The following is a 24,623-nucleotide window of genomic DNA, read 5'->3' on the forward strand; positions in this document are numbered from 1 at the left end:
CGATCTCGAAGAAGCGGGGCGGGCCTCCCTCCCCATGCCGCCCCGCTTCATCACCTTGTCCCAAACCAAGAAGGCCTGACCCCAATGAAACGCGCTTTCCTCCCCCTCGCCGCCGCCATCTTCGCCGCCGCCCTGCCGGCCGGTACCGCGCTGGCGGAAGACCATGAAATCCTGATGCTCAACCGCGGTGCCGACGGCCAGTCGATGGTTTTCGAACCGGCCTATCTGGAAGTCGCCCCGGGCGACACGGTGACCTTCGTCGCCACGGACCGGGCCCACAATGCCGAGACCATCCCCGGCATGGTGCCCGAAGGCGGTGAAACCTTCCGCGGCCGCATGAACGAAGACGTCTCCGTCACCTTCACGGCCGAAGGTGTCTATGGCGTGAAATGCCTGCCGCACTACGGTCTGGGCATGGTGGCCCTGATCAAGGTCGGCGAAGGCGATGCCCCGAACCTGGACGCGGCTGCCGGCGTGCGCCAGCCGGGCCGTGCCCGCCAGCGCATGGAAGCCCTCTTCCAGCAGATCGACGACTGATCTTCAGCGGGCGGCGGCGCGTCCTCTCTCCCTCTCTTGCGCTGCCGTCCGCACCCTCCCCCTCCCTGACCCCTTCACCGCGTGGAGACCCCCATGTCACGCAAATCGCTCTATCTCGCCAGCGCGTCCCTCGCAGCGGCGATCGCCCTGGCAAGTGCCGCCAGCGCGTCCGAACACGTCAATCAACGCCCCGAAGAACCGGCGGCGCCCGCTGTCCAGGACGTCATCGTGGTCACCGGTTTCCGGATCACCACGAACGTGACCATCGAAGAGCATGTTTCCCCGGAACAGGCACCCTTGCTGGGACCTGATGCCGCCGGTCTCGTGGCGCGCCTGCCCGGCGCGGCGCTTGTGGACAATGGTTCGATCTCCGGCCAGGTGCAGTATCGCGGCCTGTTCGGCTCGCGTGCGCCGGTCGCGATCGACGGCGCCGCGGTGATGTCCGGCGGTCCCAACCTGATGGACCCGCCGCTTCACTATGCGCCGATGCCGCTGGTCGAGCGCATCGAGGTCGATCGTGGTGTGGCCGCGGTCAGCCGCGGGCCCGGCATGGGCGGCGGCATGAATGTCATCCTCAAGGGTGTCGACTTCGCGTCCGGTCATGAGATCGAGTATGAAGCCGAGACCATGGCCTCCGTGCGCAGTGTCGACGGATCCTACGCCGTGGGCGGCGTGGCGGGCGGCGCCAGCGAAGGCCGGCGCTTCCAGCTTCTGTTCTCGCGCGAAGAGGGCGGCGATATCGCCTTCTCCGGCGGCGATATTCCCAACAGCCATCACGAGCGCACGGTCTATGGCCTGGGTGGCGGGCTGGCGAGCGGCGATCATGCCGTGTCGCTGGACTATCGCCGGCTCGACACGGGGCCGACGGGCAATGCGGCGCTGGCGATGGATATCGAGCATGTCGAAACCGATGTTGCGCGCCTGGCCTATGAAGGCATGGCCGGCGACATCACCATCGACGCCGCCATCGGCTGGACCGATGTCAGCCATGGCATGGACAATTTCTCCCAGCGTCCCAATCCCGATCCGATGCGGCACCGCTATACGGTGGCAACGGCCAATACGGTTTCTGCCGAGCTGTCCCTCGGATTTGAGGCTCTGGGCGGCGATCTGGAACTGGGGATCGACCGGGAAGAGGCCGAACACGATGTCCTGATCTCCAATCCGAACAATGCCGCCTTCTTCCTCGGCTCGCTGCCGGACATCTCCATCGAACGCACCGGCGCCTACGCCCAGTGGGAAGGTGTGATCCTGTCGCTGGAAAGCGAGCTGGGTATCCGCGCCGACTGGCATTCCGACGATGCCGGCCTTGCCCGTACGGGTGGTGCGGTTCCGGCGGGTGCGCAAATGCTGGCCGGCATGTTCAACATGGCCGATCGCGCGCATGACGACACGACGGTCGATGCGGTGGCGCGCTTCTGGCGGCACACGGACGGCCCGCTGACCTGGCGTCTCACCCTGGCCCACAAGACGCGGATGCCGTCCTATGTCGAGCGCTATGCCTGGCTGCCCACGGGCGCCAGCGGCGGCCTGGCCGACGGCAATACCTATGTCGGTGACCTGCATCTCGAGCCCGAGACGGCCGACAGTATCGAGGCCGGTTTCGACTGGCGCGGCGAGAGCGGTTATCTCCGCCCGACCGTCTTCTACCGCCGGGTCGACGATTTCATCCAGGGCGTTGCCTATGACGCCACGCCGGGCGTGATCGATACCCCGGTGGAAATGGTCTCGATGATGAATGGCGATGCCACGCCGCTGCGCTTTGCCAATGTCGACGCGGAGTTCTTCGGTGTGGATGCCGATTTCGGCTGGCAGCTGTCCCGCGACTGGCGCATCGACGGTGTGGCCTCCCTGGTCAGGGGCGACCGCCGTGATATCGACGAGCCGCTCTACCGGATGGCGCCGGCGCGTCTCCTGCTCGACCTGACCTATGAGCAGGCGGACTGGAGCGTGTCGCTGGAGAGCCAGTTCGTGGCCGAGCAGGATCGCGTTTCAGCCACCAATTCGGAGCAGGCGACCGACGGCTATGCGGTCTTCGGCGCCAATCTCGACTGGTATGCCCGGGACAATGTCCTCGTCACGCTGGGTATCGAGAACCTGTTCGACGAGACCTATGAGAGACACCTGTCCGGCTATAATCGCGTCGCCGGTGGTGACGTGGCCGTGGGTGACCGCCTGCCAGGTCAGGGGCGCGGCGCCTACGCCCGGATCAGCGCGGCCTTCTGACCGCGCAGTCCGGGACACTGGAAGGGCCGCGATGCGGGACATCGCGGCCCTTTTTCTTTTGCGGCGAACCTCAATCGAGCGTGGACAGCGCCTGCCGTATCGTGGCGGCGAATTGCGGCACCATCGCGTCGCGTATGGCGTCGCTCGCCCAGTAGGGGTTCATGAAGACACAGCGGATCAGTACCAGCCGGGCCTCGTCCGCTTCGCCGTCGAACCTTGCAATGTGGCGGGCGATCTGGCTGCGGTGATTGACGCTGCCGAGTGTCGTCGTGGTGACAACAAAGTCACCGGCTTCGCACAAGGCCTCGTAGAGAGCCCGGGTCCGGCGATTGGCCGCGCTCAGTGCTTCACCGGGTGCGCCGAGCGAGAAGCAGACGATATTGGCATCGACCGGTTCAAGCACATGCACGCCGTCGAGATCGCCCAGCACTTCGCTGCGGAAAACATAGCCCGACCGGATCATGCCGGCCAGCAGGGCGCCGAAACGGTCGGGCGCAAAGCCGATCGTGCGGCCGGTCAGCCAGACCGCTGTCGCTCCGGCTGCCGAGCGCGACCCTTCCAGTGTCGATGTCCACGGATCGTCGGAGATCTGCGGCCGCTCCAGATAGGGCGCGTCGAAAACCGAGACCGTGTAGTGGTCGGCATCGCGGGCCAGGAAGGCGCCGCAGGCATAGGGCACAAAGCCCAGCTTGTGAGGGTCGATGGTCACCGAATGCGCGCGTGAAACCGCTTTCAGCGCGGCAATTGTCGCGGGCTGGAGGACGGTTTCATGCGGACCGTCCGGAATGGTGCACAGGAAACCGCCATAGGCGGCATCGACATGGTGCCAGATCCGCCAGCCGCGCTCGGTCCGCCACTGATCCAGCCGGTCGGCGATGCGGTCGATCGGATCGATCTCGCCGGTCTCGGTGGTGCCCGCGACCGAAACGACAGCCAGCACCGGCCGGGCCGCAGCTTCCGCCTGGTTCACCCGGCGTTCCAGATCGGCGAGGTCGAAGCGCCCCTCATCGTCCAGGCCGATTTCCCAGAACGCCTCTTCGCCCAGCCCGAACACATTGGCGGCCTTGCGCCAGGAGAAATGCTTGCTGGCGGGAACCAGCACGACGGGGCCGAGATAGTCGTGCCCGGCGGCCCTGGAGAGGCGGCGGAACACGTCGGCCGGATTACCCGCGACCGCACTGCAATTGCGCAGCGCATCGGGGTCCGGTGCGTGCTGTTTCACGAGGCCGGCATAGCGCGTCCAGCCCATGTGGGCGGCCTCGAATACGTTGAGGGGGGCGCCGGTGGTCTCCGCGATCCACAGGGCCAGAGACAGCCAGTGATCGAGCCGGTAGCGGGCCCGCCAGACCCCTTCGAAATTCGCTACGGTGCCGCCGGAGGTGAAATGCCCCCGGGCCGCGGCCGGGTCATAGCCGATCATCTCCGCCAGCATGCCGATGGCTTCGGCTTCGATGACGGTGCCGACGCGCGAGACTTCCTTGGATGTGTTGTTCGGATTGTGCAGCAGGGCGGTCAGCTGGCCGAACAGGGCCGGCAGGGTGAGCTCCGACACCATGTGACCGGCATAGCGCGGCGAGTAGGTCGCCGTTTCCCGCCGCATCAGTGTCTTGAGCGTATCGAGCTCCTGGCTCAACCGTTCGCGTTCGGCAAGAAAGTCGGCGGACAGGCGGTCGTCCCGGCTGATCGCGGCAGGATCGCCGGTGCGGTCGCTTTTGCGCCAGTCGAACCAGTCATCGAGAATGGCCTGGAATTCGGCCCGGACCCAGGCCTCATTCTCCGACTTGGGGCCCGGGAAGTAGGCCTTTGCGCCCACGGCGTCGTCGCGTGAAGTCATGGATTGTCCTTTTTCCGGCGGTGCAGGCTGCGCTTTTTCGCACGGCCGGACATCCGGCCTTTTGACGCAGGTCAAACCAGGGCTTTGCGCCGCTCGCTTGCGCTGGCGCAAGTGGGCGGGGCGGCAACGGGCCTATCGAGGACAGGTCACAATCCCGGGAGTTCCCATCATGAAAGCCCTGCTTCTTGCCACCGCCGCGCTCGCCGGTCTGGCGATGGCGCCGGCATCCGCCCTCGCAGACGACGGACTGGCCGACAACCTCATTCTCAACATGCGCCTGCGCTATGAAAACGTCGACCAGGACGGTCTGGCCGAGACCGCTTCTGCTTTGACCCTGCGCACCCGTTTCGGTTTCGAGACACCGCGCCGGAACGGGTTTTCCGTTCTGCTGGAAGGAGAAAACACGACGCATCTGATCGACGACTTCGCCGATACCATCACCCTGAATCCCGGTTATCCGGTCGTCGCCGATCCGGAAGTCACCGAGCTGAACCGGGCGCAGATTTCCTGGCGCGGCGAAACCGGTGCCGGCGTCACGCTGGGGCGGCAATGGTTCGTGCTGGGCGATCAGCGTTTTGCGGGGCCGGTCGGCTTCCGTCAGAACAGCCAGTCTGTCGATGCCGTACGGATCACCAGCGGCGACACCTGGCCGGTGACGCTGGACTACACCTATATCGATCGCGTGCATCGCATCTTCGGCGACGACCACCCGCTGGGCGAGCTGGACAGCGCCTCTCACGCCGGCGAAGCGCGCGTGGATACACCGCTGGGCGAGGTCGCGGCCTTCGCGCTTCTGCTCGATTTCGACAACGCACCGGCCCTGTCCTCGCAGACGCTGGGGCTGCGCCTGACCGGCACACACGAGGCGATCGCCTACCGGTTCGAACTGGCCAATCAGTCCGACTATGGTGCCAGTACCGGAGATTTCGATCTGACCTATCTGCGGGCCGAGGCGGACTACCGGTCCGGAAACCTCTCCGTCGGTGGCGGGATCGAGGTGCTGGGCGGCGACGGGGTGCAGGGCTTCCAGACGCCGCTCGCCACGCTGCACAAATTCCAGGGTGCGGCGGATGTCTTCCTGTCGACCCCGGCAGACGGGTTGCGCGATCTTTACGTGCGCGGCAGCTGGCGCTTCCCGGATGCCACGCCGGGACCGGTCAGCCTGGGCCTTGCCTGGCATGACTTCGCGTCCGATGACGGCGATATCGATTATGGCTCCGAAATCGACTTCGTGGCCGGTCTGGCACTGACCGGGCGCTTGTCGGCAGAAGCGAAGGCCGCAGTCTTCGACGGCGATGCGGGCGGGCCGGCAGACCGGACCAAGATCTGGTTGAGCCTGGTCTTTGACTATTGATCGCGCCGGAAGGGCCGTCACTGCGGCTCGATCTTGGTCAGGGGGCCGGCCTGTCTGGCGATGCCGGCAGAGCCTCGATCCCCTGACCGAAGACCTCGCACATCCGTTCCAGGATTGTTGCGGCATCGGCGGAGTTGCACAGTCCGCCGGAGAGATGATCGATGCGGCCGGTCTGGGCCAGCGACAGCGTGATGGCGCCGGACATCATGTGGTAGAACCAGTAGAGATCGGCCAGCGAGCAGTCCGGCCGCACCTCCCGCAACAATTCCACGAAACGCTGGGTCACGGCGTCGAAGGGGGAGGCATCATGGCCGATCTCGGCGGGGATCGGGGCGCTGTTGAGGCGGGCGATGAGCGCACCGTAGTGACGATGGCCGGGTGTTCCGTCGAGGATGAAACTGAAAGTCGGTTCCAGATAGGCGCGCACCAGGCCGGGGCCGGTCATCTTGCCGGCCTGTTCGCGGGCATAGGCGTCCAGTGACGCGGTCCGGCGGGCATTCACCATGTCGGCGCGGCGTTCGAGAACAGCGTCGATGACACCGGCCTTGGTGCCGAAATAATAGTGGATCAGAGCGGTATCGACGCCCGACTCGGTCGCGATCTGGCGCATCGACACAGCTTCGAAACCGGCTTCGGCGAAGAGCGCTTCTGCGGCGTCCAGAATCCGTTCGCGCGATTCCTCGCGCCGGTCGGCCTGGCGCCGTCGCCGTCGGGCCGGACCCGCGGTGCCTGTGTCCGGTTTTGCGATCATGCTCTTGCTCATGGCCTTCCGTCTTGCACCGTTTTTCCTGCTCCGCCAAGGCGCAAGCATGCATTTCAAGAAATTTATTGACCAATAAATAAATATATTGAGTATGTCGTCCGAACCGGTGCCAACGTGCCGGCAAGCGCAAAAATGCGCCGAGGGAGGAGAGCATGAACAAGGGGACCGGCTCGCGCCTGCGGGCCTATTTGATGTCGTGTGCAGCAATGGCAGGATTGCTGACGACCGCAGCGGCAAACGCCCAGGACAGCGCGCCGGCCGGCGACGGTGAGCGCGCCGTCGATACCATCGTCGTCACGGCCCGCCGCCGTGAGGAAAGCCTGATCGATGTGCCGGTGGCGATGACGGTGCAGAGCGCCGAGGCGCTCGACCTGTCCGGCGCAACGGACATCACCGCGCTCCAGCGCAACACGCCCAATCTGACGCTTCAGGTCGCACGGGCGACGAATTCCACGCTCACGGCTTTCATCCGCGGCATCGGCCAGCAGGATCCGCTGTGGGGGTTCGAGCCGGGGATCGGTCTTTATATCGACGATGTCTATGTTGCCCGGCCGCAGGGCGCGATCCTCGACATTCTCGATATCGAGCGCGTCGAGGTCCTGCGCGGTCCGCAGGGCACGCTCTACGGCCGCAACACGATCGGCGGGGCGATCAAGTTCGTCACGGCGCGGCTGGACGACCAGCCGACCTTCTCCGTGCGGACCAATCTGGGCGAATACAATCAGCGCGACCTGATCGTCTCGGGCTCCGCACCGTTGTCTGACGGGTTGCGCGTGGGCGGTGCGCTGGGGGTCTACCGGCGCGACGGCTATGGCACCAATCTGTGGAACGGTGCCGATATCGGGAACCGGGAAAGCTTTTCCGCGCGCCTCACCGTCGAGTTCGAACCGGCACCGGACTGGTTCTTCCGCCTCACGGCCGACCGGCTGGACGACGACAGCAATGCCAATCCCGGCCATCGCGAACTGCCCGTCCCCGCCGCCTTCGGCGCGCCGCCCATCACGACGCCTTTCGGGATCAACGTGCCGGCCGGCGCTTTCCCGGTGACCGACGATGTCTATGACAGCTGGGCGGGCGTGGACGAAACCAATGAAGTGATCAACCAGGGCGTCTCGCTGACCGGCGAGTGGACGATCAGCGATCATCTCACCTTCAAGACCGTGACGGCCTGGCGGGATGGCGAAACTCATGGCGAGGGCATTGATTTCGACGGCACGCCGGCGCCGATCCTCGACGTGCTCGCGCCCGAGACCGTTTATGACGACGACCAGTTCTCGCAGGAATTCCAGCTCCTGTTCGATCATGACCGCTGGCGCGGCGTGGCAGGCGTCTACTATCTCGATGCCTATGCCAGCGGCGGTTATGACACGGTGCTGGGTATCGGGGCGGCCGCCATTCCCGGTTCGCCGACGCCCAACTTCACCCAGGGCACGAGCGGGCATGTCGATACCACGTCGCTTGCGGTGTTCGGCGAGTTCGACTTCGATCTCGCAGACCGCTGGACGCTGACGCTCGGCGGGCGCTGGACGCGCGACGAGAAGACCGGCCGCGTGTTCAAGGCGAATTATCTGGGTCTGGGATCGCCGGTCTCCGGCACGCCCAACACGCCGATCCAGATTCTCACCGACTACACGGCCGAGCGCACGTTCGAGGAGTTCACGCCGCGTATCGGGCTGAGCTATCGCATCAGCGATACGCTGAACGCCTATGTCAGCTATGGCCGGGGCTTCAAGTCCGGCGGGTTCGACATGCGCGGCGATGCAGCGGCAACGCCGGCGACGATGGACGGCTATGATCCGGAAACCGTCGACTCGCTGGAGATCGGCCTGAAGGGCTATCTGTTCGACGACCGGGTGCGGTTCTCGGCAGCGATCTTCAACGCCTCCTATGACGGCCAGCAGGTCACCAGCCAGCAGGTCAACACGGTGGGCACCGGCCTGGTGAGCTTCATCGACAATGTCGGTTCCTCGACCATTCGCGGCGCCGAACTGGAAGCGCAGGCCCGGCTGGGCGGCGGGTTCAGTCTCAATCTGGCGCTGGGCTATGTCGACGCCGAATTCGACGAGTATCTGGCCTATGTGCCCAACGGATCGCCGCCGCCGGCCTACGTGCTCGCCGACGTCTCCGACGCACGCCAGTTCCAGAACACGCCGGACTGGAACGGATCGCTGGCGCTCAGTCACCATTCCGACGACGTGATCGGCGGCATGCTCGATCTGCGCGCGGCGGTGTCCTGGCGCGGCGACAGCTCGATGTTCGAGACGCCCGCACCGGAGATCGACCAGGAGGCCTACTCGCTCGTCGATGCCAGTGCGGTCTGGACGTCCGGCTCAGGCCGCTGGCGGGCCGGGCTGCATGCCCGCAACCTCACCGACGAGCGCTATCGCACGGGCGGCTACTACTTCCCCGGCCTGGGCTATGGCGACAGCATCATCGGCTTTTACGGACCGCCCCGCACGGTCTTTGCCTCGCTGGAATATCGCTACTGACCCCGCAAGGACCGGCCGCCGACGCCAACCCGGCGGCCGGTCCCGCTACAGGACTGATCATGACCTCACAAACAGAACCGGCCGGGATCCGCTGGACCTCTGCGGACGGGCTCGACCTGTTCGCGCGCGACTACGGTCCCGCCGATGCGGCCGGTATTCCGGTGATCTGCATTCCCGGCCTCACCCGCAACAGTCTGGACTATGAAGACGTGGCGCCCTGGCTGGCGGCGCGGGGCCGTCGGACGCTGGCGGTCGATCTGCGCGGGCGGGGCCGGTCGGCATCCGGTGACCCGGCGCGCTACCGGCTGCCGGTCTATGCCGCCGATGTCGTTGCGCTGGCCGACAGTCTGGGGCTCCAACGGTTTTACATTCTGGGCACGTCGCTGGGGGGCATGGTAGCGATGCAGATGGCCCGGACGCATCTGCACCGGCTGGCCGGCGCGGTGCTCAACGATATCGGTCCGACGATCGAGAAGGCCGGAATCGCCCGGATTTCCGGATATGCGTCGAGCGCTCCGGCCGTGACTGACTGGGACGGCGCCGTCGCCTATGCGCGGCACATCGCGGGCGATGTCTTTCCGCACTACACGGATACCGACTGGCAGCGCTTTGCTGCCCGCATGTATATCGAGACGCCCGAGGGTAGGTTGCAGCCGACCTACGATCCTGCCGTGGCCGCTCAGGCCCCGTCCTGGCTGATGCCGCTGGCGCGCTTCGTCATGTGGCGTAATTTCCGCCGCCTGGCGCGCCATCGCCCGGCGCTGGTTCTGCGCGGCGAGCATTCCGATATCCTGTCGCGCAAAACAGTCGCCCGGATGGCAGCCTGCTCGTCCTCGGTGAGTGTGCGGGAAGTTCCCGGGGCAGCCCACACGCCCGACCTGTCCGAACCGGACAGCCGGACCGCGCTGGCGGGCTTCTTCGACGCCGTCGAATAGATCGATCTGCATGCGGCGGACTTGTCCGGCCCGCAAAAGCCCGGTCCTATTGGCGCCTGCCAATCTCCGGGACCGTCATCGTGCTACGCCTGCGCCACATCGAAATTTTCCATGCCGTCTACCGTTGCGGGTCGATCAGCGCCGCCGCGCGCGAGCTGAATGTCTCCCAGCCCTCGGTCAGCAAGGTGCTGCGCCACGCCGAAGACCAGCTGGGCTATCCGCTGTTCGAACGCGGCCGGTCGGGCCTGATCCCGACGGCGGCGGCGCACGAGCTGTTCGACAAGGCCAAGGACGTCTATGGCGATGTCCGGGCGCTCAACCAGCTGGCCAAGAATATCCGCGAGCGCCGGGGCGGGCATATCCGCCTGGGCGTGCTGCCCTCGCTGGGACTGAGCATCGTGCCCGAGGCGATCGCGGCCTATCGCAAGGTCCAGCCGGAGGTCAGCTTCGAGATCAATACGCTGCATTCCAGCGAGATCGCCGAGGCCTTGTTCCAGCAGGGATGCGACATTGCCATCGGATACGGGGCGCCGATGAATGCGCGGCTGGTCACCCAGGAGCTTGGCCGCAGCGAGTTGCTGCTGGTGGCCCGGCACGATCAGTTCGCCGGACGCGACAGCGTTTCCCTGGCCGATCTGGACGGGGTGGAATTCATCGGCCTGCGCGACAGCGGGCCTTGCGGGGACCTGTTCAGCGACCAGCTGTCGCGGGCCGGCGTGACCTTGCGCGAAGTGGTGACGGCGCGCACCTACTATGTCGCGATGTCGCTCGTGCGGCACGGTGTCGGCGTGGCCGTGATCGACAGCTTTACCGCGGCGTTCAACGAGGATCCCGATATCCGTCTGTTGCGCTTCCAGGACCCGGTCCGTTACTCGGTCAACGCCGTCACGGCGGACTCCGTCGACACGGGCACGGGCGAACGGACAAACCAGGCGGAACTGGTTGACGGCTTCCTCGATGTGCTGCGCGCGGTGATTTCGCGAACTCACTCAGTGCACTGAGCGCCCGGACGCACGCATTGCGGGCATAACCTTCGTCTATAGCCGCACAAAAACTGACTACGGCTGCGCGCCTTCACGGGCGCGACATAATCTGAAAGCCTTTGCGATCAGGGCGCTGCCTCGTCACAGGGACGAGCGGGTCGGCGCCGTCATGCAGGGGAGATTGCTATGACCGTCGGGCGGGTTTCCAAACTCATTTTGCTCAGTTCAACCATTCTGTTTTCGCAAGTGGCGAATGCCCAGGAGGCCGAGGCTCCGCCGCAGGACGATGACGAAACCGAAGTGATTGTCGTCACCGGTTCCAACATTGCCGGCACGCCGATCACCGGCGCGCTGCCGGTCACCGTCATCGGCTCGGACGATCTCGATGCGATCGGCGCCTCGTCGATGGACGAGCTTTTCCGCTCCATCCCGCAAGCCGGCGATGTGGCCTTCCAGGAAGGCCGCACGGCCGGCGGCGTCAATGACGCACGCGGCGATGTGGCCTCGGTCGATCTGCGTTCGCTCGGTTCGGGCAATACGCTGGTTCTGCTGAACGGGCGCCGCCTGGTTCTGCACCCGGGCTATCAGACCGAAAACCTGGTGCCGGTCACGACGGTGAACGTGAACTCCATCCCCAATAACGGCGTCCGCCGGGTCGAAGTGCTGCGCGACGGCGCTGCCGCGATCTACGGCACGGATGCTGTGGGCGGCGTGGTGAACACGATCCTGCGCGACAATTTCGACGGTCTGACCGCCGAGATCGAATATGGCGGGTCAGAGGGCACCTCGCTGCGCGAGCTTGAGGGCAGCATCGCCTTCGGCCGTGACTTCAACAATGGCCAGTCCAACCTGTCGATCTTCGTCGACTATATGGACCGCGCCGGCATGCCGGCCTCCGATCGTGATTATGCGGCCAGCTATGATGCGCGCGACCAGGTGATCGGCACGCCGTTCGAGGACGATACCGATTTCGACAACCGGTCGACCAATTCGCCCTTCGGCGAATTCCAGACCTGGGATTACACGGCAACCATCCGGCAGAACGGTACGGCGCTGACCTCGTCGGGCGACTACTGGCACATCCAGCCGGACAGCGTGACCGGCTGTCTGGCCGATCTGGGCGCCGGGCTGTGCATCGACAACAGCACGCAGAATTCCACCTCGGACCGCGTCTATCGCTACAATTCCAACTTCGACCGCTGGATCTATGGCGACAATGAGCGGTTCAACGCCTTTTCCTTCTTCAACCATGATTTCGGCAACGGGCTGGAATTCTTCGCCGAGGCCGGGCTCTACCTGTCCGACTACATGACCCATCGCGAGCAGGCTTCGCCGCTCAGCGCCGCCGACATCATCGTCCCGGCCAGCAATTACTGGAATCCCTTCGGTCCGGTGACCTTCTCGGACGGCAGTGTCAATCCGAACCGTCTGCCCGGTCTGAACATTCCGGATGCGGGCGTGGCCAATATCATCAATGACTACCGCTTCGTCGATGCCGGACCGCGTGTCATCAATGTCGACAATACCAGCTACCGCCTGCTGGCGGGCCTGCGCGGCTCGTTCGGCGCCTGGGACTGGGAGTCGGCGATGCTGTGGTCCGAGGCGACCACGGAAGACCGCACCAACCGCATCTCCAACACGCTGCTCCAGGAGTCGCTCGCACTGGAAACGCCGGATGCCTACAACCCGTTCAACGGCGGCAATCTGGTCGACTTCTCCAATGGTGACAGCACGCCCAACCCGCAATCCACGATCGACAGCTTCATGGTCGACGTGACGCGGGAAAACTCCACCGAGCTGGGCCTGTGGGACTTCAAGACCTCGCGTCCGGACCTGTTCCAGCTGCCGGCGGGCGGTGTCGGTGTCGCGCTGGGGGTCGAGCTGCGGCACGAGGCCTTCGAGGACGATCGCGACGATCGCCTCGACGGCACGATCACCTTCACCAATCCGATCAGCGGCGACTTTTTCGGATCCGACGTGCTCGGCTCCAGCCCGACGCCGGACTCCTCCGGCGACCGTTCGGTGTTCTCCTCCTACGCCGAACTCTCGGTGCCGCTGGTCAGCCGCGACATGAACATCCCGCTGATGCAGGCCATCGATGTCCAGCTGGCAGCGCGCTACGAGAACTATTCCGATGTCGGTGACGTGCTGAAGCCGAAGGCGGCGATCGGTTGGGAAGTGACCGACTGGCTGATGCTGCGCGGCTCCTACTCGGAAGGCTTCCGGGCACCGAACCTGCCGCAGATCCACGAGCGCGGCGTGGAACGGTCCAACACGCGCCTCGACTACATCTTCTGCGAGGCCGACCTGCGCGCCGGCCGTATCGCCAATGTGGACGAATGCTTGCGTTCGCAGTCGACGGTCAGTGTGCGCGAAGGGTCCAGCACGCTGGAGCCGGAAACCAATACCACCTACAGCTATGGTTTCGTCTTCCAGCCGCAGCTCTGGGATCGCCGCTTCGGCGATCTGACTGTCACGGTCGACTACTGGAATATCCAGCAGGAAAACGTCATCGGCATTTTTGGCGACGACAACCATCTCGCCTATGACTACCTGCTGCGCACCCAGGGCTCCTTCAACCCGGCGGTGATCCGCGAAGCGCCCAGCGCCGACGATATCGCCGACTTTGCCGGAACCGGTCTCGACGCGGTCGGCGAGGTGATCGAGGTGCAGGACACTTATCAGAACCTCCTGCCGCGGCAGATCGAAGGCGTCGACGTCACCGTCCTCTACGATATCGACGACACGCCGCTCGGTGACTTCCGTGTCTCCGTCACGGCGGCCCATCTGATCACGTTCGACCAGGAGCCGTCGCCGGAAGCCCAGGCGATCATCGATGCCCAGGATGCCGGCGAGATCTTCAGCGGTTTCGTGGTCGACGGTGCGGCGGGGCTGCTGCGCCAGGACGGCAATCCGGAATGGCGGGCAACGACCTCGATCACCTGGCGCAACGGCAATTGGGGCGCCGGCCTGTTCGGCCGCTATACCAGTTCCGTGCTGGACACCGGGGCGACGCTCGGTGACGGTACCCAGTTCGAGGTCGACGAGTGGTATTACGGCAATGTCTATGTCCAGTACACGTTCGACCGCGAAGACGTGCTGGACAATACCCGGGTCCGGGTCGGCGCGCGCAACTTCACCAATGAGGCGCCGCCGCTGGCCGACAGCACGTTCAACTATCTGGGAACGCTGCACTCGGCGCGGGGACGTTTCCTCTACGCCTCGGTCCGCAAGTCCTTCTAGGGCAGGAACCATGCTTGCAAAGACGCTTCAGGCGGCCGGTGCTCTTGCACTGGCCGTCCTGGCCCCGGCTGCTCCGGCCGCGGCAATGCAGATGCTTGCCTTCACGGGCGGGACCGTTGTCGACGGAACCGGCGCGCCCGGCCGGACGGCGGATGTCGTCACAGAAGACGGCCGGATCGTATTTGTCGGCGCGCTGGATGAAAGCGGGCTGACGCCCGACCGGGTCATCGCGGTAGAGGGGCTGGTCGTCGCGCCGGGCTTCATCGACCCACACACGCACGCGCTGGCGGATCTGGCGGCCGATGACGCCGAACGCCGCCGCAGCGACAATATTCTCTTCCAGGGCGTGACCACGGTGGTCGTCGGCAATGATGGCGGCGGCGAGCCGGCCGTTGGCAGCCTGGCCGAGGACCTGCAGGCGCTGGGCATCGGTCCCAATGCCGGCTTTCTGGTCGGTCTGGGGCCGATCCGGACCGCCGTGATCGGCGAAGACAACCGCACCGCAACCGCCGAAGAGCTTGCCCGCATGGAAACCATGCTGGCGGGTGGAATGTGCGAGGGCGCCATCGGCTTTTCCACCGGGCTTCACTACACCCCGCAGAATTTCGCGCCGCTGGACGAAGTGGTGGCGCTGGCCACCGTCGCCGCCGCGCGCGGCGGTCTCTATGACAGCCACATTCGCGACGAGAGCAGCTATTCCCAGGGTCTGCTGGCCTCGATCGACGAGGCGATCACGGTCGGCGAACGCTCCGGCGCGCCGGTCCATATCGCCCATATCAAGGCGCTCGGTCCCGATGTCTGGGGTCAGAGCCAAGCCGTGATCGCGAGGGTCGAGGCGGCGCGTGCAAACGGTTTGCGTGTCACGGCCGACCAGTACCCCTGGCGTGCCTCGGGCACGCGGCTGGCCAATGCGCTGGTGCCGCGCTGGGCGCTGGATGGCGGCCGCGAGGGGCTGCTGGCCCGGCTGGACGATCCGCAGGTCCGGCCGCGCCTGGTGGCCGAAATGCACGACAATTTGCGCCGCCGTGCAGGGGCCGATGCCCTGCTGCTCACGCGGCCATTGCGCGGGGCCGACCCGGCACTGGGCGGTCACACGCTGGCGGCCATCGCCGAACAGCGCGGCGAGGACGCAATCGAAACCGCCATCGCCATCATCCGCTCCGGCGGCTACCGCGTTGCGTCCTTCGTCATGGACGGGGCCGATATCGAAGCCTTCGCCGGTCAGGACTGGGTGACGACGGCGTCGGACGGATCGACCGGGCACCCGCGCCGCTTTGCGACCTTTCCCAAGGCCTATCGCGATCTCGTCGTGGACGGCGGGATGATGCCGCTGGAACGCTTTGTGTGGCGCAGCACCGGCCTCACCGCCGATACGTTCGGCTTCACCGGGCGCGGCTATCTGCGCGAAGGCCTTGTCGCCGACATCGTGGTCTTCGACCCGCACACATTCGCCCCGCGCGCCGGCTATGCCGCGCCGGAGGAATTGTCCGAAGGCGTGCGCTATCTGCTCGTCAACGGCGTGCTGGCCATCGAGAATGGCGCGACCACCGGCGCGCTGGCCGGCCAGCCGGTCCTGCGCGACACCAGCCATATCGATCTGTGCGAGGAATAGCTCTTGTCTTTCTGGTTCAATATCGTCCTCTGGAAACGCATTCTCCTGGCCCTCGCGCTCGGCGCTGTGGCCGGCTATTTCGCCGGTGATGCTGTCGAACATCTGCGCTGGGTGGGCGATCTCTTCATCCGCCTGATCCGGATGCTGATCATCCCGCTGGTCTTCGTCACCCTGGTCTCGGGCGTGACGGCGATGAGCGATCCCAAACGGCTCGGTTCGATCGGCGGCAAGGCGATCGCGCTCTATCTCGCGACGACATTGTTCGCGATCCTGCTCGGTCTGGCGCTGGCTGCCGGGCTGCGGCCGGGTGACGGGATCGACCTGTCCGGGGCGACGCCGCAGGAATTGTCCGAGCCGATGGGGCTGACCGAACGCCTGCTGGCGATCGTGCCGGAAAACCCCTTCGCCGCCTTCGCCCAGGGCGACCTTCTGGCCGTGATCTTCTTCGCGCTGATGACCGGCACCGGCATCCTGATCGGCGGCGAGAAGACGAAAGCGCTCAAATCCGCCTTCGACGCCGGTGCCGAGACCATGCTGAACGTCACCGGCATCGTCATGGAATTCGCGCCCTTCGGCGTCTTCGCCCTGGTCGCCTGGGTGATGGGCACGAGCGGGCTCAGCGCCTTTGCCAATCTCTTCGTCCTGGCCGTGACCGTGGTGGCAGGCTGCCTCCTGCACATCGTCATCACGCACGCGCTGTTCGTGAAATTCCTCGCGCGCCTGCCGGTCATTCCCTTCCTGGGCGGGGTGCGCGAGGCCCAGCTGGTCGCCTTCTCGACCTCGTCGAGCTCGGCGACCCTGCCCTCGACCCTGTCGGCAGCCGAGCACAATCTGGGCATCAAGCCTGCCGTCGCCTCGTCCATCCTGCCGCTGGGCGCGACCGTGAACATGGACGGTACCGCGCTCTACGTCGCCATCGTCGCTGTCTTCGCGGCCCAGGCTTTCGGTATTCCGCTGGAACTGCAGGACTATCTGCTGATCGCGCTGACCACCACGCTCGTGTCGATCGGTACGGCTTCGGTGCCCTCTGCCTCGCTCTTCCTGATCGCGGCCGTGCTGCAGACGATCGGCATGACGCCGGAGCAGATCGCTCTCGTGGTCGGCTTCATCCTGCCCTTCGACCGGATTCTCGACATGACCCGCACCGTCACCAACGTCACCGGCGACCTCTGTGTCGCCACTGTCGTCGGCCGCTGGGAGGGCGAGATCGACGAAGAGGTCTACCGGGCCAAGCCGGTCGAATAACCGCGTACCCAATCCGACAATCCAGGGGACAAACCGCCATGATGCCGTTTCTTCGTACGCTCTGCACCGCCACCCTGTGTGCCGCGACGCTCCTTCCGGCCGCGACCGGTCCGGCAGCGGCCCAGTCCTCGCTGCTCGACTATGGCAGCATCGTCCATCCGGTCGTCGACGAGGACGGAATGGTGGTCAGCCAGAACGAGATCGCCAGCCGTGTCGGTGCGGAAATCCTCGCGGCCGGCGGCAATGCTGTCGACGCGGCCATCGCCACCGGTTTCGCGCTCGCCGTCACCCTGCCGCGCGCCGGCAATCTGGGCGGCAGCGGCTACATGCTGGTCTACATCGCCGAGGAAGACCGGGTCCTGGCCCTCGACTACCGCTCGGCCGCACCGGCCGCCGCAACCGTCGAGATGTTTCTCGACCGCCGCGGGCGGATCAATGATGAGGCCAATTACGGTCATCGCGCCGCCGCCGTCCCGGGAACTGTCGCCGGCTTCGCTGCGGTGCACGAACGGTACGGGGTGTTACCCTGGGCGGACCTTATTGCACCCGCTATGTCACTCGCACGGGACGGTATTGTCGTCTCAAGGGATCTCTCCGAAGCCCTGCAATGGGGCGAGCGCCGCCTGTCGAGTTCCGATGCCGCCCGGTCCGCCTTCTTCCATGCCGATGGCAGTCCCTACCGGTTCGGCGAGCGGCTGGTTCAGCCCGACCTCGCCTGGACGCTGCAGCGGCTTATGACGGCAGGCCCGCGCGATTTCTACGAAGGCGAGATTGCCCAACGGATTGTCGCGGACATGGAGCGCAATGGCGGGCTGATCTCGATGGAGGATCTTGCGGCGTATGAAGCGCAATGGCGTGAACCGATCCGCACGACCTATCGCGGCCATGACGTCGTGACCATGCCGCCGTCGAGCTCGGGCGGGATCGCCCTGCTCCAGATGCTCAACATGCTGGAACATTTCAATCTCTCGGCGATGGGTGCAAACAGCGCCGCGACCCTGCACACCCTGTCGGAAGTGATGCAGCTCGCCTATGCCGACCGCACGCAATATCTCGGCGATCCGGACTATGTGCAGGTGCCGGTCGAGACGCTGATTTCCAAGGCCTATGCAGAGGAACGCGTCAGCCACGTCTCACGCACGTCGGCATCGCCGGCCAGCGCCGTCTCGCCGGGTGATCCGCTCGCCTTCGAGAGCCCGGATACGACGCATTTCTCGGTCGCTGACTCCGCGGGCAATGTTGTCTCCAACACCTATACGCTGGGCTCGTCCTTCGGGTCGGGCGCTCTTGTCGAGGGCGCCGGTTTCCTGCTGGACAACCAGATGAAGAATTTCGCCCTGCGCTCGCATCTCAATGATGTGCGCGGGATGCAGTCGAATGTCGCGAACCGGCTGGAGCCGGGCAAGCGCATGACGTCCAGCATGACACCCACCATCGTGTTCCGCGATGGCGAGCCCTATCTCGTTGTCGGAACGCCGGGCGGCTCCACCATCATCAATACGGTGCTGCAGGTGATCCTGAACGTGATCGACCACGACATGAATATTGCCGAGGCCGTGCAGGCGCCGCGTATTCACCAGAACTGGTATCCCGATGAGCTGGAAGTGGAGCCCGGCCTGTCGATCGACACGCTGCGCCTGCTGGGCAGCCTGGGCCATGAGATCGAGTTCTCCGACACGATCGGCAGCGCCCAGTGCATCCGCATTGCGGACGGCGTGTTCGAGGGCGCGGCAGATCCGCGGCGTCCCGACGCCCGGGCGGCCGGGGTCAGAAATGTCGGCACCCTGCCAGGCTATCGCTGGTAGGGCGCCGACAGGCGGGAGGGTCGGGGATCAGCCCTTGTGGGCGATGGCTTCGATCTCGATCAGCGCGTCGCCGGCCAGCAGGCCGGACACCACCGTCGAACGGGTCGGGAAGGGTTCGGCGAAACGCGCGCGATAAACGGCGTTGAACTCACCCGCCAGCGCGGCATCGGTCAGCCAGACGGTGGTCTTCACGACATCGTTCAGCGTCATGCCGTGCCGGGCGAGAACCGCGGCCAGATTGTCGATGGCCCGGCTTGCCTGTTCGGTCATCCCGCCGGCGACCATTTTACCGTCATCGCCGCGCGGCAGCTGGCCGGATATGAACAGCAGGCCCGCCGCTTCGCGTGTGGGGCTAAGGGGTGGCGGCAAGGGTTTTGACGTCATGAGGGGCGTGTCCTTCTGATACCGGGTCGAAATCGGGTGCAATCTGGCGGGCCAGCCGCTCGCCGGACCCCATCGCCAGGGTCCAGCCCAGCATGCCGTGCCCGACATTGTAGGCGAGCGCCGGGCCGGCCTGTCCGATGCAGGGCAATGAGTTTGGCGTCATCGGCCGCAACCCGGCCCAGAAGCTCGAAGCGTCATCAAAGGCGGCAGCCTGCGGCAGCGAGGCCCTTGCGTGCTGTAGCAGCGTGTTGAGCCGGGCCGGGTCCGGATCGGCCGAACGCCAGCCGAGATCGGCCAGTCCCGCGACGCGGATGCGGCCGTCCAGCCGGGTAAAGACAAGCCGCCGGGTCGTATCTGTCAGGCTGACCGTCGGCGCGGCCTCACCGGGCGGGGCGGTCAGCGAGTAGCCTTTCATCGGCATGACCGGGATCGAGACGCCGAAGGGGCGCAGCAGGCGGCGCGCATCGGCACCGGCGCACACGACGGCCATGTCGGCCTTCACAGCCTGGCCGTCGGTGCACAGCAGCGCCTGGCTCGATGCCGTGCTGACCTCGCTGACGGTGGCGTCGAAGATCACCCGCACACCGTAGCGCGCCTGCAGCAGCTCGAGCATGTTGCTGGAAAAGCGGAAGGAGTCGCCGACCGCTTCATCCGGCGTGTAGATGATGCCGACCGGCCGGTCCGGCGCTGCGTCGAGCGCCGGTTCGATCGCGCGGGCCTCGTCATAGGTCAGGGCCTGCTGGGCCGCCGGTCCGACATTCTTCATTCCCATCACGCGGCGCGCCGCGGCAAAGGCGGTTTCGGTGTGATAGAGGTGCATCTTGCCGCGCACCGCATAGCCGAAATCAAGATCGTGTGTGGCCAGCAGGCTGGCCATCTGCAGCCGGGACTCCAGTCCCAGCTCGAGGGCTGCGAGCGTGTTGCGCTTGAACCGCCCGGCGGTGCAGTTGCGCAGAAAGGCCAGCAGCCAGCGCAGATAGTCCGGGTCGAGGCTCAAGCGCATGCGGAAGGCTTCGCTGCGGCCGAGAAGCAGGCCGGGCATGTCGCGGAACAGGCGCGGATTGGCGAGGGCGTCCGTGTAGAGATAGCTCAGCTGAGCCCCGTTCGCGTAGGACGCGCCGCGACCGGCGGATTCGCGACCGTCGATCACGGTGACATCCAGCCCGCGCCTGGCCAGGGCATAGGCGGTCGCCACACCGACCACGCCGGCACCGATAATGGCCACGGATTTCAGCGTGCGCGTCATGCCGTGTTCGGTCCCGCTTGTCGTGTGCGGGCAGGGGCCGGTCCGGGTGGCCGGCTGTCAGGACATGAGCGCGCGTGCATGGTTCTTTCCGGCACGGGGTTGAAGCATATCCTGACCATAGAAAGTGCGCCGTGTCTTCGGCCACTTCATATTCGGGCAGGGGCCATAACGCCGGTGCATACCCCCGCTGACGCGCCTGCTCAGACCTGTCCGGAGGCTAGTGCCGGTGTGCCGGGCGGCCGGCCGCGGTAATCCAGGCGGCGCCGTGCGACAGGGCCAGGCCGCTGGCGCCAATCACCGTGATGACGCGTTCGGTCAGTTCGGAAATCCCGGCCAGCGCGCCGAAGAAGAGCAGCGCAAGTCCCGTGATCGCAAGGCCACGCAGGGCGATGCCGCGCATCCCGCCCGGCCAGCGCCGCATGGCGTTGAGACTGACCAGAAGCGCCAGGCCCGCCAGGGCGAGGTGGATACGCTCATCCTCCATCCAGACCAGCGCCGGACCCAGCGAAATGAGGAAGGGCAGGGCCAGACAGTGCACAAGGCAAAGGCCTGAAAGGGCGATCCCGACGGCGTCCTGGCTACGGCGCATGTATTTCCCTCCCGGGTGACAAAAAAGACATGAGTGGACCCCTTGAGCACGCGATATGTTACATAATAACGTATCCTCGAGCGATCAACGGCGCTCGTCGCGAATTCGCAGGGAGATGTGCAGTGGGACCGAATATTCTGGTGCTTGCCGGCGCCGTAATGGCCTCGTCAGGGCTACATACGGGTGACACAGGTGCTACACAGACGGCACATGAAGATCACGATGCGCATCATGGTCACGCGGATCATGACGGGCATGAGGAACACGAAGCGCATGTCCACGGTGTCGGCCATCTGGGCGTCGCCGTCGAAACGGATGGACGGGTCGAGGCCGAGTTCGAGACGCCGGGCTATAATCTGTTCGGTTTCGAGCGCGAGCCGCGCGATGCGGACGAGGCGCGTCTCGTCAGCGAGGCCCGGTCCAGCCTCCTGGCCGAGGGCGTGGTGCTGCGGCTCGACCGCGATGCGGGCTGTGCCTTTCTGGGCGGCGAGATCGCCGATACCGGCTATCAAGACATCCGGGTGACCTACCGGTTCGAGTGCGCGCAACCGCAGCGTCTGCGCCGGATCGGTACGGGCCTTTTCGAGATGTTCGAACGGTTCGAGACGATAGAGGCGGTGCTGGTGTCGCCGGACCGGCAGGCCGGTTTCGATCTGACGCCGGCATCTCCGGACCATCGTCTGGCACCATGACGGTCCCGGCTGTCCGTATCCGCGACCTGGTTTTCGCCTGGCCGGGCGGGCCGTCGGTGCTGGAGATCGACCGGTTCGAGATGGCCGCGGGAGAGGCGGTTTTCCTCGCCGGGGCTTCGGGCAGCGGCAAGAGCACGCTGCTCGGTCTGATCGCCGGGATCACGCCCTGCCGAGAGGGCGAGATTTGCGTCCTGGGCACGCGCATGGACCCGGATCGTCCCGCCCGGCGCGATGCCCTGCGCGCGGCGCAGCTGGGCATCGTCTTCCAGCTGTTCAATCTCGTGCCCTATCTCAGCCCGCTGGAGAATGTCCTTTTGCCGCTGCGCTTTTCGGCGGCGAGGGCTGCGCGGTTGAAGCAGGACGGGACGGATCCGCACACCGAGGCGCACCGTCTGCTCGACGCGCTGGGGCTGGATGCCGGCAGCCTGACCCGCCGGGTCACGGCGTTGAGCGTGGGACAGCAGCAGCGTGTGGCGGCAGCCCGGGCGCTGATCGGCCGGCCGGGTCTGGTCATTGCGGACGAGCCGACTTCGGCGCTTGACCAGGATGCCCGCGACGCCTTCCTCTCCCTGCTGACCGCGGAGTGCCGCAAGTCCGGCGCGGCGCTGCTGTTCGTCAGTCATGACCGCACCCTGGCGGACCGCTTCGACCGGCAGATCGAACTGGCGGAGATCAATCGCGCGAGGCAGGCGGCATGAGCGCGTCCCTCCTGACCCTGGCCTGGAAAAGCCTGGCCAATCGCGGCGTCTCGGTGGCGCTGACGATCCTGTCCATCGTGCTCGCGGTGATGCTGTTTCTGGGGGTGGAGAAGATCCGCACCGGTGTGCGGGCGAGCTTCGATTCCACCATTTCCGACACCGATCTGATTGTCGGTGCGCGCGGCGGGGCGATCAATCTCCTGCTCTATTCGGTCTTCCGCCTGGGCGACCCGACCGCGAATATCGGCTGGGATACCTATCAGCTGATTGCCTCGGCGCCGGATGTCGAGTGGACCGTTCCCATTTCGCTGGGCGACAGTCATCGCGGCTACCGGGTCGTGGGCACGACACAGGCCTATTTCGAGCACTACCGTTATGGCCGCAGCCAGCCGCTGGCGCTGGCCGACGGCCGGGTCTTCGACGGAACCCATGAAGTGGTGCTGGGCGCGGAAGTGGCCCGCCAGCTCGACTATGGCCTGGGCGGGTTTATCCGGCTGTCGCACGGGATCGGCGATGTCAGCTTTGCCGAGCATTCAGGCCATGATTTCGAGATTGTCGGCATTCTCGCGCCGACGGGTACGCCCGTGGACCGGTCTGTCCATGTCTCGCTGGAGAGTATCGAGGCAATCCATGTCGGCTGGGAGAGTGGCGCGCCACCGTCCGGGGGCGCTGTGCACGAAACGTCTGACCCCGATACGCTCGAGCCCGACAGCATCACGGCGATCCTGGTCGGGGTGAACTCGCCGATCCGGGTGCTGGGCCTGCAAAGGCAGATCAACACCTATCAGGGCGAGGCGCTGAGCGCGATCATGCCGGGCGTGGCGCTGTCGCAGCTCTGGCAGGTGATCGGGGCCGGCGAGACGGCGTTCAAGGCGATCTCGCTGCTGGTTGTCGTGGTCGGCATGACCGGCATCCTCACCGCCCTGTCGGCCGGGCTCAACGAACGCCGCCGCGAGATGGCGGTGTTGCGGGCGACCGGTGCGCGGCCGCGCGATATCTTTGCCCTGCTGATCCTGGAAGCCGCGTCGCTGGCGGCCGCCGGTGCCGTGATCGGCATTCTCCTGGCGCAGATCGGCTTTGCCATCATCGCCCGTGGTGTTGCCACACGCTACGGCCTCGACCTGGCCGGCGGGCCGGGCCTGACCGAAATCCTTGTCCTCGGGGCCGTCACCCTGGCCGGCGCGCTGCTGGGCGCATGGCCGGCCTGGCGGGCACAGCGCAATGCGCTGGCCGACGGCCTGTCCATCCGTTTGTGAGGTCCATCATGTCTTCGATCCGCATCTACCTGCTTCCCGTTCTTCTGCTCGCCGCCTGCGGTGCCAGTCCCAGCGGTGCCGACCCCTCGCCCGGCACCGAAGCCGCGGCGGCGGGCAGTTCCCGGGCGGTGGAAGCCGTGCAGCCGGAGCCGCAGGACGAAGAGGCCGAGGAGCCTGCCGCCGGGCCTGGCGCGCAATCCGCCGCCGAGGCGGACGACGAAGCGCCGCTGCGGGCAACACCGCCGCCGCCCGGTCCCGACTTTCCGCCGCCGGACGAGAATGGCGTCATCACCATCAACTGGGACGATCTCCTGCCTGAGGGCGAGCTGGAGCGGATCGAGCAGCTCTACAACTCGGCCTATGCGACGATGGAGATCAATCATTTCGGCGGCCAGATGCAGCAGATCGGCACGTTCAATGTCGAGCCGGCGCTGATCGGCCAGACGGTGCGCATGCCCGGCTTCATCCTGCCGCTGGACTATCAGCCCGGTGGCGCGATCGACGAGTTTCTGCTGGTGCCCTATTTCGGCGCCTGCATTCACACCCCGCCGCCGCCGCCCAACCAGATCGTCTATGTCACGCTGGACGAACCGCTGCGGGTCGAGCGCTTGTGGGATCCGGTCTGGGTGACGGGCGAGCTGTCCTCGGACCGGCACATGAACGGGCTGGGCGACGCAGCCTACACAATGCGCCTGATCAGTCACGAGCCCTATCGGGACTAATCCACGGCGC

The 24,623-nt window shown here is 65.9% G+C and carries 19 protein-coding genes; 14 read left to right on the forward strand and 5 right to left on the reverse strand.

Translation table 11 applies throughout. The features are described 5' to 3' along the window. Positions 1 to 84 precede the first annotated feature (84 nt). Together JJ918_RS14335 and JJ918_RS14340 are read left to right on the forward strand one after the other, a co-directional pair. Positions 85 to 537: a pseudoazurin gene (locus tag JJ918_RS14335; protein ID WP_291888678.1), complete on the forward strand. Its 453-nt coding sequence runs from the start codon at positions 85 to 87 to the stop codon at positions 535 to 537. Between the two features lie 93 nt (positions 538 to 630). Continuing rightward, positions 631 to 2,763 carry a TonB-dependent receptor gene (locus JJ918_RS14340; protein ID WP_291888681.1) on the forward strand — a complete coding sequence of 711 codons (2,133 nt, stop codon included), beginning with the start codon at positions 631 to 633 and terminating at the stop codon, positions 2,761 to 2,763. A gap of 70 nt (positions 2,764 to 2,833) precedes the next feature. Here JJ918_RS14340 and JJ918_RS14345 read toward each other — a convergent pair whose 3' ends face one another. Then, entirely contained in the window at positions 2,834 to 4,597 is a 1,764-nt protein-coding gene (locus JJ918_RS14345) for a pyridoxal-dependent decarboxylase (RefSeq protein ID WP_291888682.1), read from the reverse strand. Positions 4,598 to 4,766: 169 nt separating this feature from the next. Here JJ918_RS14345 and JJ918_RS14350 point away from each other — a divergent pair, with 169 nt between their 5' ends. Beyond that, positions 4,767 to 5,951, forward strand: a complete 1,185-nt coding sequence (locus tag JJ918_RS14350; protein ID WP_291888686.1) for a hypothetical protein — start codon at positions 4,767 to 4,769, stop codon at positions 5,949 to 5,951. Between the two features lie 37 nt (positions 5,952 to 5,988). Here the strand turns inward: JJ918_RS14350 and JJ918_RS14355 are convergent, their stop codons facing one another. Next, complete coding sequence (locus tag JJ918_RS14355) at positions 5,989 to 6,714, reverse strand: TetR/AcrR family transcriptional regulator (protein ID WP_291888689.1); 726 nt, start codon at positions 6,712 to 6,714, stop codon at positions 5,989 to 5,991. A 152-nt stretch (positions 6,715 to 6,866) separates the two neighbouring features. Here JJ918_RS14355 and JJ918_RS14360 point away from each other — a divergent pair, with 152 nt between their 5' ends. The 7 genes from JJ918_RS14360 to ggt all read left to right on the forward strand — a co-directional run bounded on the left by JJ918_RS14360 (position 6,867) and on the right by ggt (position 19,026). Then, the gene (locus JJ918_RS14360) at positions 6,867 to 9,203 is read left to right on the forward strand and encodes a TonB-dependent receptor (protein ID WP_291888692.1); all 2,337 of its coding nucleotides are present in this window, start codon (positions 6,867 to 6,869) and stop codon (positions 9,201 to 9,203) included. 59 nt (positions 9,204 to 9,262) lie between these two features. Beyond that, positions 9,263 to 10,138, forward strand: coding sequence for an alpha/beta hydrolase (locus JJ918_RS14365; protein WP_291888696.1), 876 nt, complete (start codon positions 9,263 to 9,265; stop codon positions 10,136 to 10,138). An 80-nt stretch (positions 10,139 to 10,218) separates the two neighbouring features. After that, positions 10,219 to 11,139, forward strand: coding sequence for a LysR family transcriptional regulator (locus tag JJ918_RS14370; RefSeq protein ID WP_291888699.1), 921 nt, complete (start codon positions 10,219 to 10,221; stop codon positions 11,137 to 11,139). A 168-nt stretch (positions 11,140 to 11,307) separates the two neighbouring features. Next, positions 11,308 to 14,364, forward strand: coding sequence for a TonB-dependent receptor (locus tag JJ918_RS14375; RefSeq protein ID WP_291888702.1), 3,057 nt, complete (start codon positions 11,308 to 11,310; stop codon positions 14,362 to 14,364). Between the two features lie 10 nt (positions 14,365 to 14,374). After that, positions 14,375 to 15,976 carry an amidohydrolase family protein gene (locus tag JJ918_RS14380; RefSeq protein WP_291888705.1) on the forward strand — a complete coding sequence of 534 codons (1,602 nt, stop codon included), beginning with the start codon at positions 14,375 to 14,377 and terminating at the stop codon, positions 15,974 to 15,976. A 3-nt stretch (positions 15,977 to 15,979) separates the two neighbouring features. Then, entirely contained in the window at positions 15,980 to 17,221 is a 1,242-nt protein-coding gene (locus JJ918_RS14385) for a dicarboxylate/amino acid:cation symporter (RefSeq protein WP_291888707.1), read from the forward strand. Between the two features lie 38 nt (positions 17,222 to 17,259). Further along, positions 17,260 to 19,026: a gamma-glutamyltransferase gene (gene ggt, locus JJ918_RS14390; RefSeq protein ID WP_291888710.1), complete on the forward strand. Its 1,767-nt coding sequence runs from the start codon at positions 17,260 to 17,262 to the stop codon at positions 19,024 to 19,026. Between the two features lie 27 nt (positions 19,027 to 19,053). Here ggt and JJ918_RS14395 read toward each other — a convergent pair whose 3' ends face one another. The 3 genes from JJ918_RS14395 to JJ918_RS14405 form a co-directional block, all read right to left on the reverse strand. Further along, positions 19,054 to 19,410 carry a RidA family protein gene (locus JJ918_RS14395; RefSeq protein WP_291888713.1) on the reverse strand — a complete coding sequence of 119 codons (357 nt, stop codon included), beginning with the start codon at positions 19,408 to 19,410 and terminating at the stop codon, positions 19,054 to 19,056. After that, entirely contained in the window at positions 19,379 to 20,656 is a 1,278-nt protein-coding gene (locus JJ918_RS14400) for an FAD-dependent oxidoreductase (RefSeq protein ID WP_291888716.1), read from the reverse strand. Before JJ918_RS14400 ends, JJ918_RS14395 begins: the two co-directional genes overlap by 32 nt. A gap of 217 nt (positions 20,657 to 20,873) precedes the next feature. Further along, the gene (locus tag JJ918_RS14405; RefSeq protein ID WP_291888720.1) at positions 20,874 to 21,245 is read right to left on the reverse strand and encodes a MerC domain-containing protein; all 372 of its coding nucleotides are present in this window, start codon (positions 21,243 to 21,245) and stop codon (positions 20,874 to 20,876) included. A 122-nt stretch (positions 21,246 to 21,367) separates the two neighbouring features. Here JJ918_RS14405 and JJ918_RS14410 point away from each other — a divergent pair, with 122 nt between their 5' ends. From JJ918_RS14410 to JJ918_RS14425, 4 genes are read left to right on the forward strand one after another with little or no spacing between them, the layout of a single operon-like run. After that, a complete protein-coding gene (locus JJ918_RS14410) occupies positions 21,368 to 21,937 on the forward strand; it encodes a DUF2796 domain-containing protein (protein ID WP_291888723.1) in 570 nt (189 codons plus the stop codon). Further along, a complete protein-coding gene (locus JJ918_RS14415; RefSeq protein ID WP_291888728.1) occupies positions 21,934 to 22,635 on the forward strand; it encodes an ATP-binding cassette domain-containing protein in 702 nt (233 codons plus the stop codon). The genes JJ918_RS14410 and JJ918_RS14415 overlap by 4 nt, the downstream gene beginning before the upstream one ends. Further along, the gene (locus JJ918_RS14420; RefSeq protein ID WP_291888732.1) at positions 22,632 to 23,891 is read left to right on the forward strand and encodes an ABC transporter permease; all 1,260 of its coding nucleotides are present in this window, start codon (positions 22,632 to 22,634) and stop codon (positions 23,889 to 23,891) included. Before JJ918_RS14415 ends, JJ918_RS14420 begins: the two co-directional genes overlap by 4 nt. Positions 23,892 to 23,899: 8 nt before the next feature. Continuing rightward, a complete protein-coding gene (locus JJ918_RS14425; RefSeq protein ID WP_291888733.1) occupies positions 23,900 to 24,613 on the forward strand; it encodes a DUF3299 domain-containing protein in 714 nt (237 codons plus the stop codon). Positions 24,614 to 24,623 lie beyond the last annotated feature (10 nt).

This window comes from Maricaulis sp., from assembly GCF_017642925.1.
Classification (GTDB): Bacteria; Pseudomonadota; Alphaproteobacteria; order Caulobacterales; family Maricaulaceae; genus Maricaulis.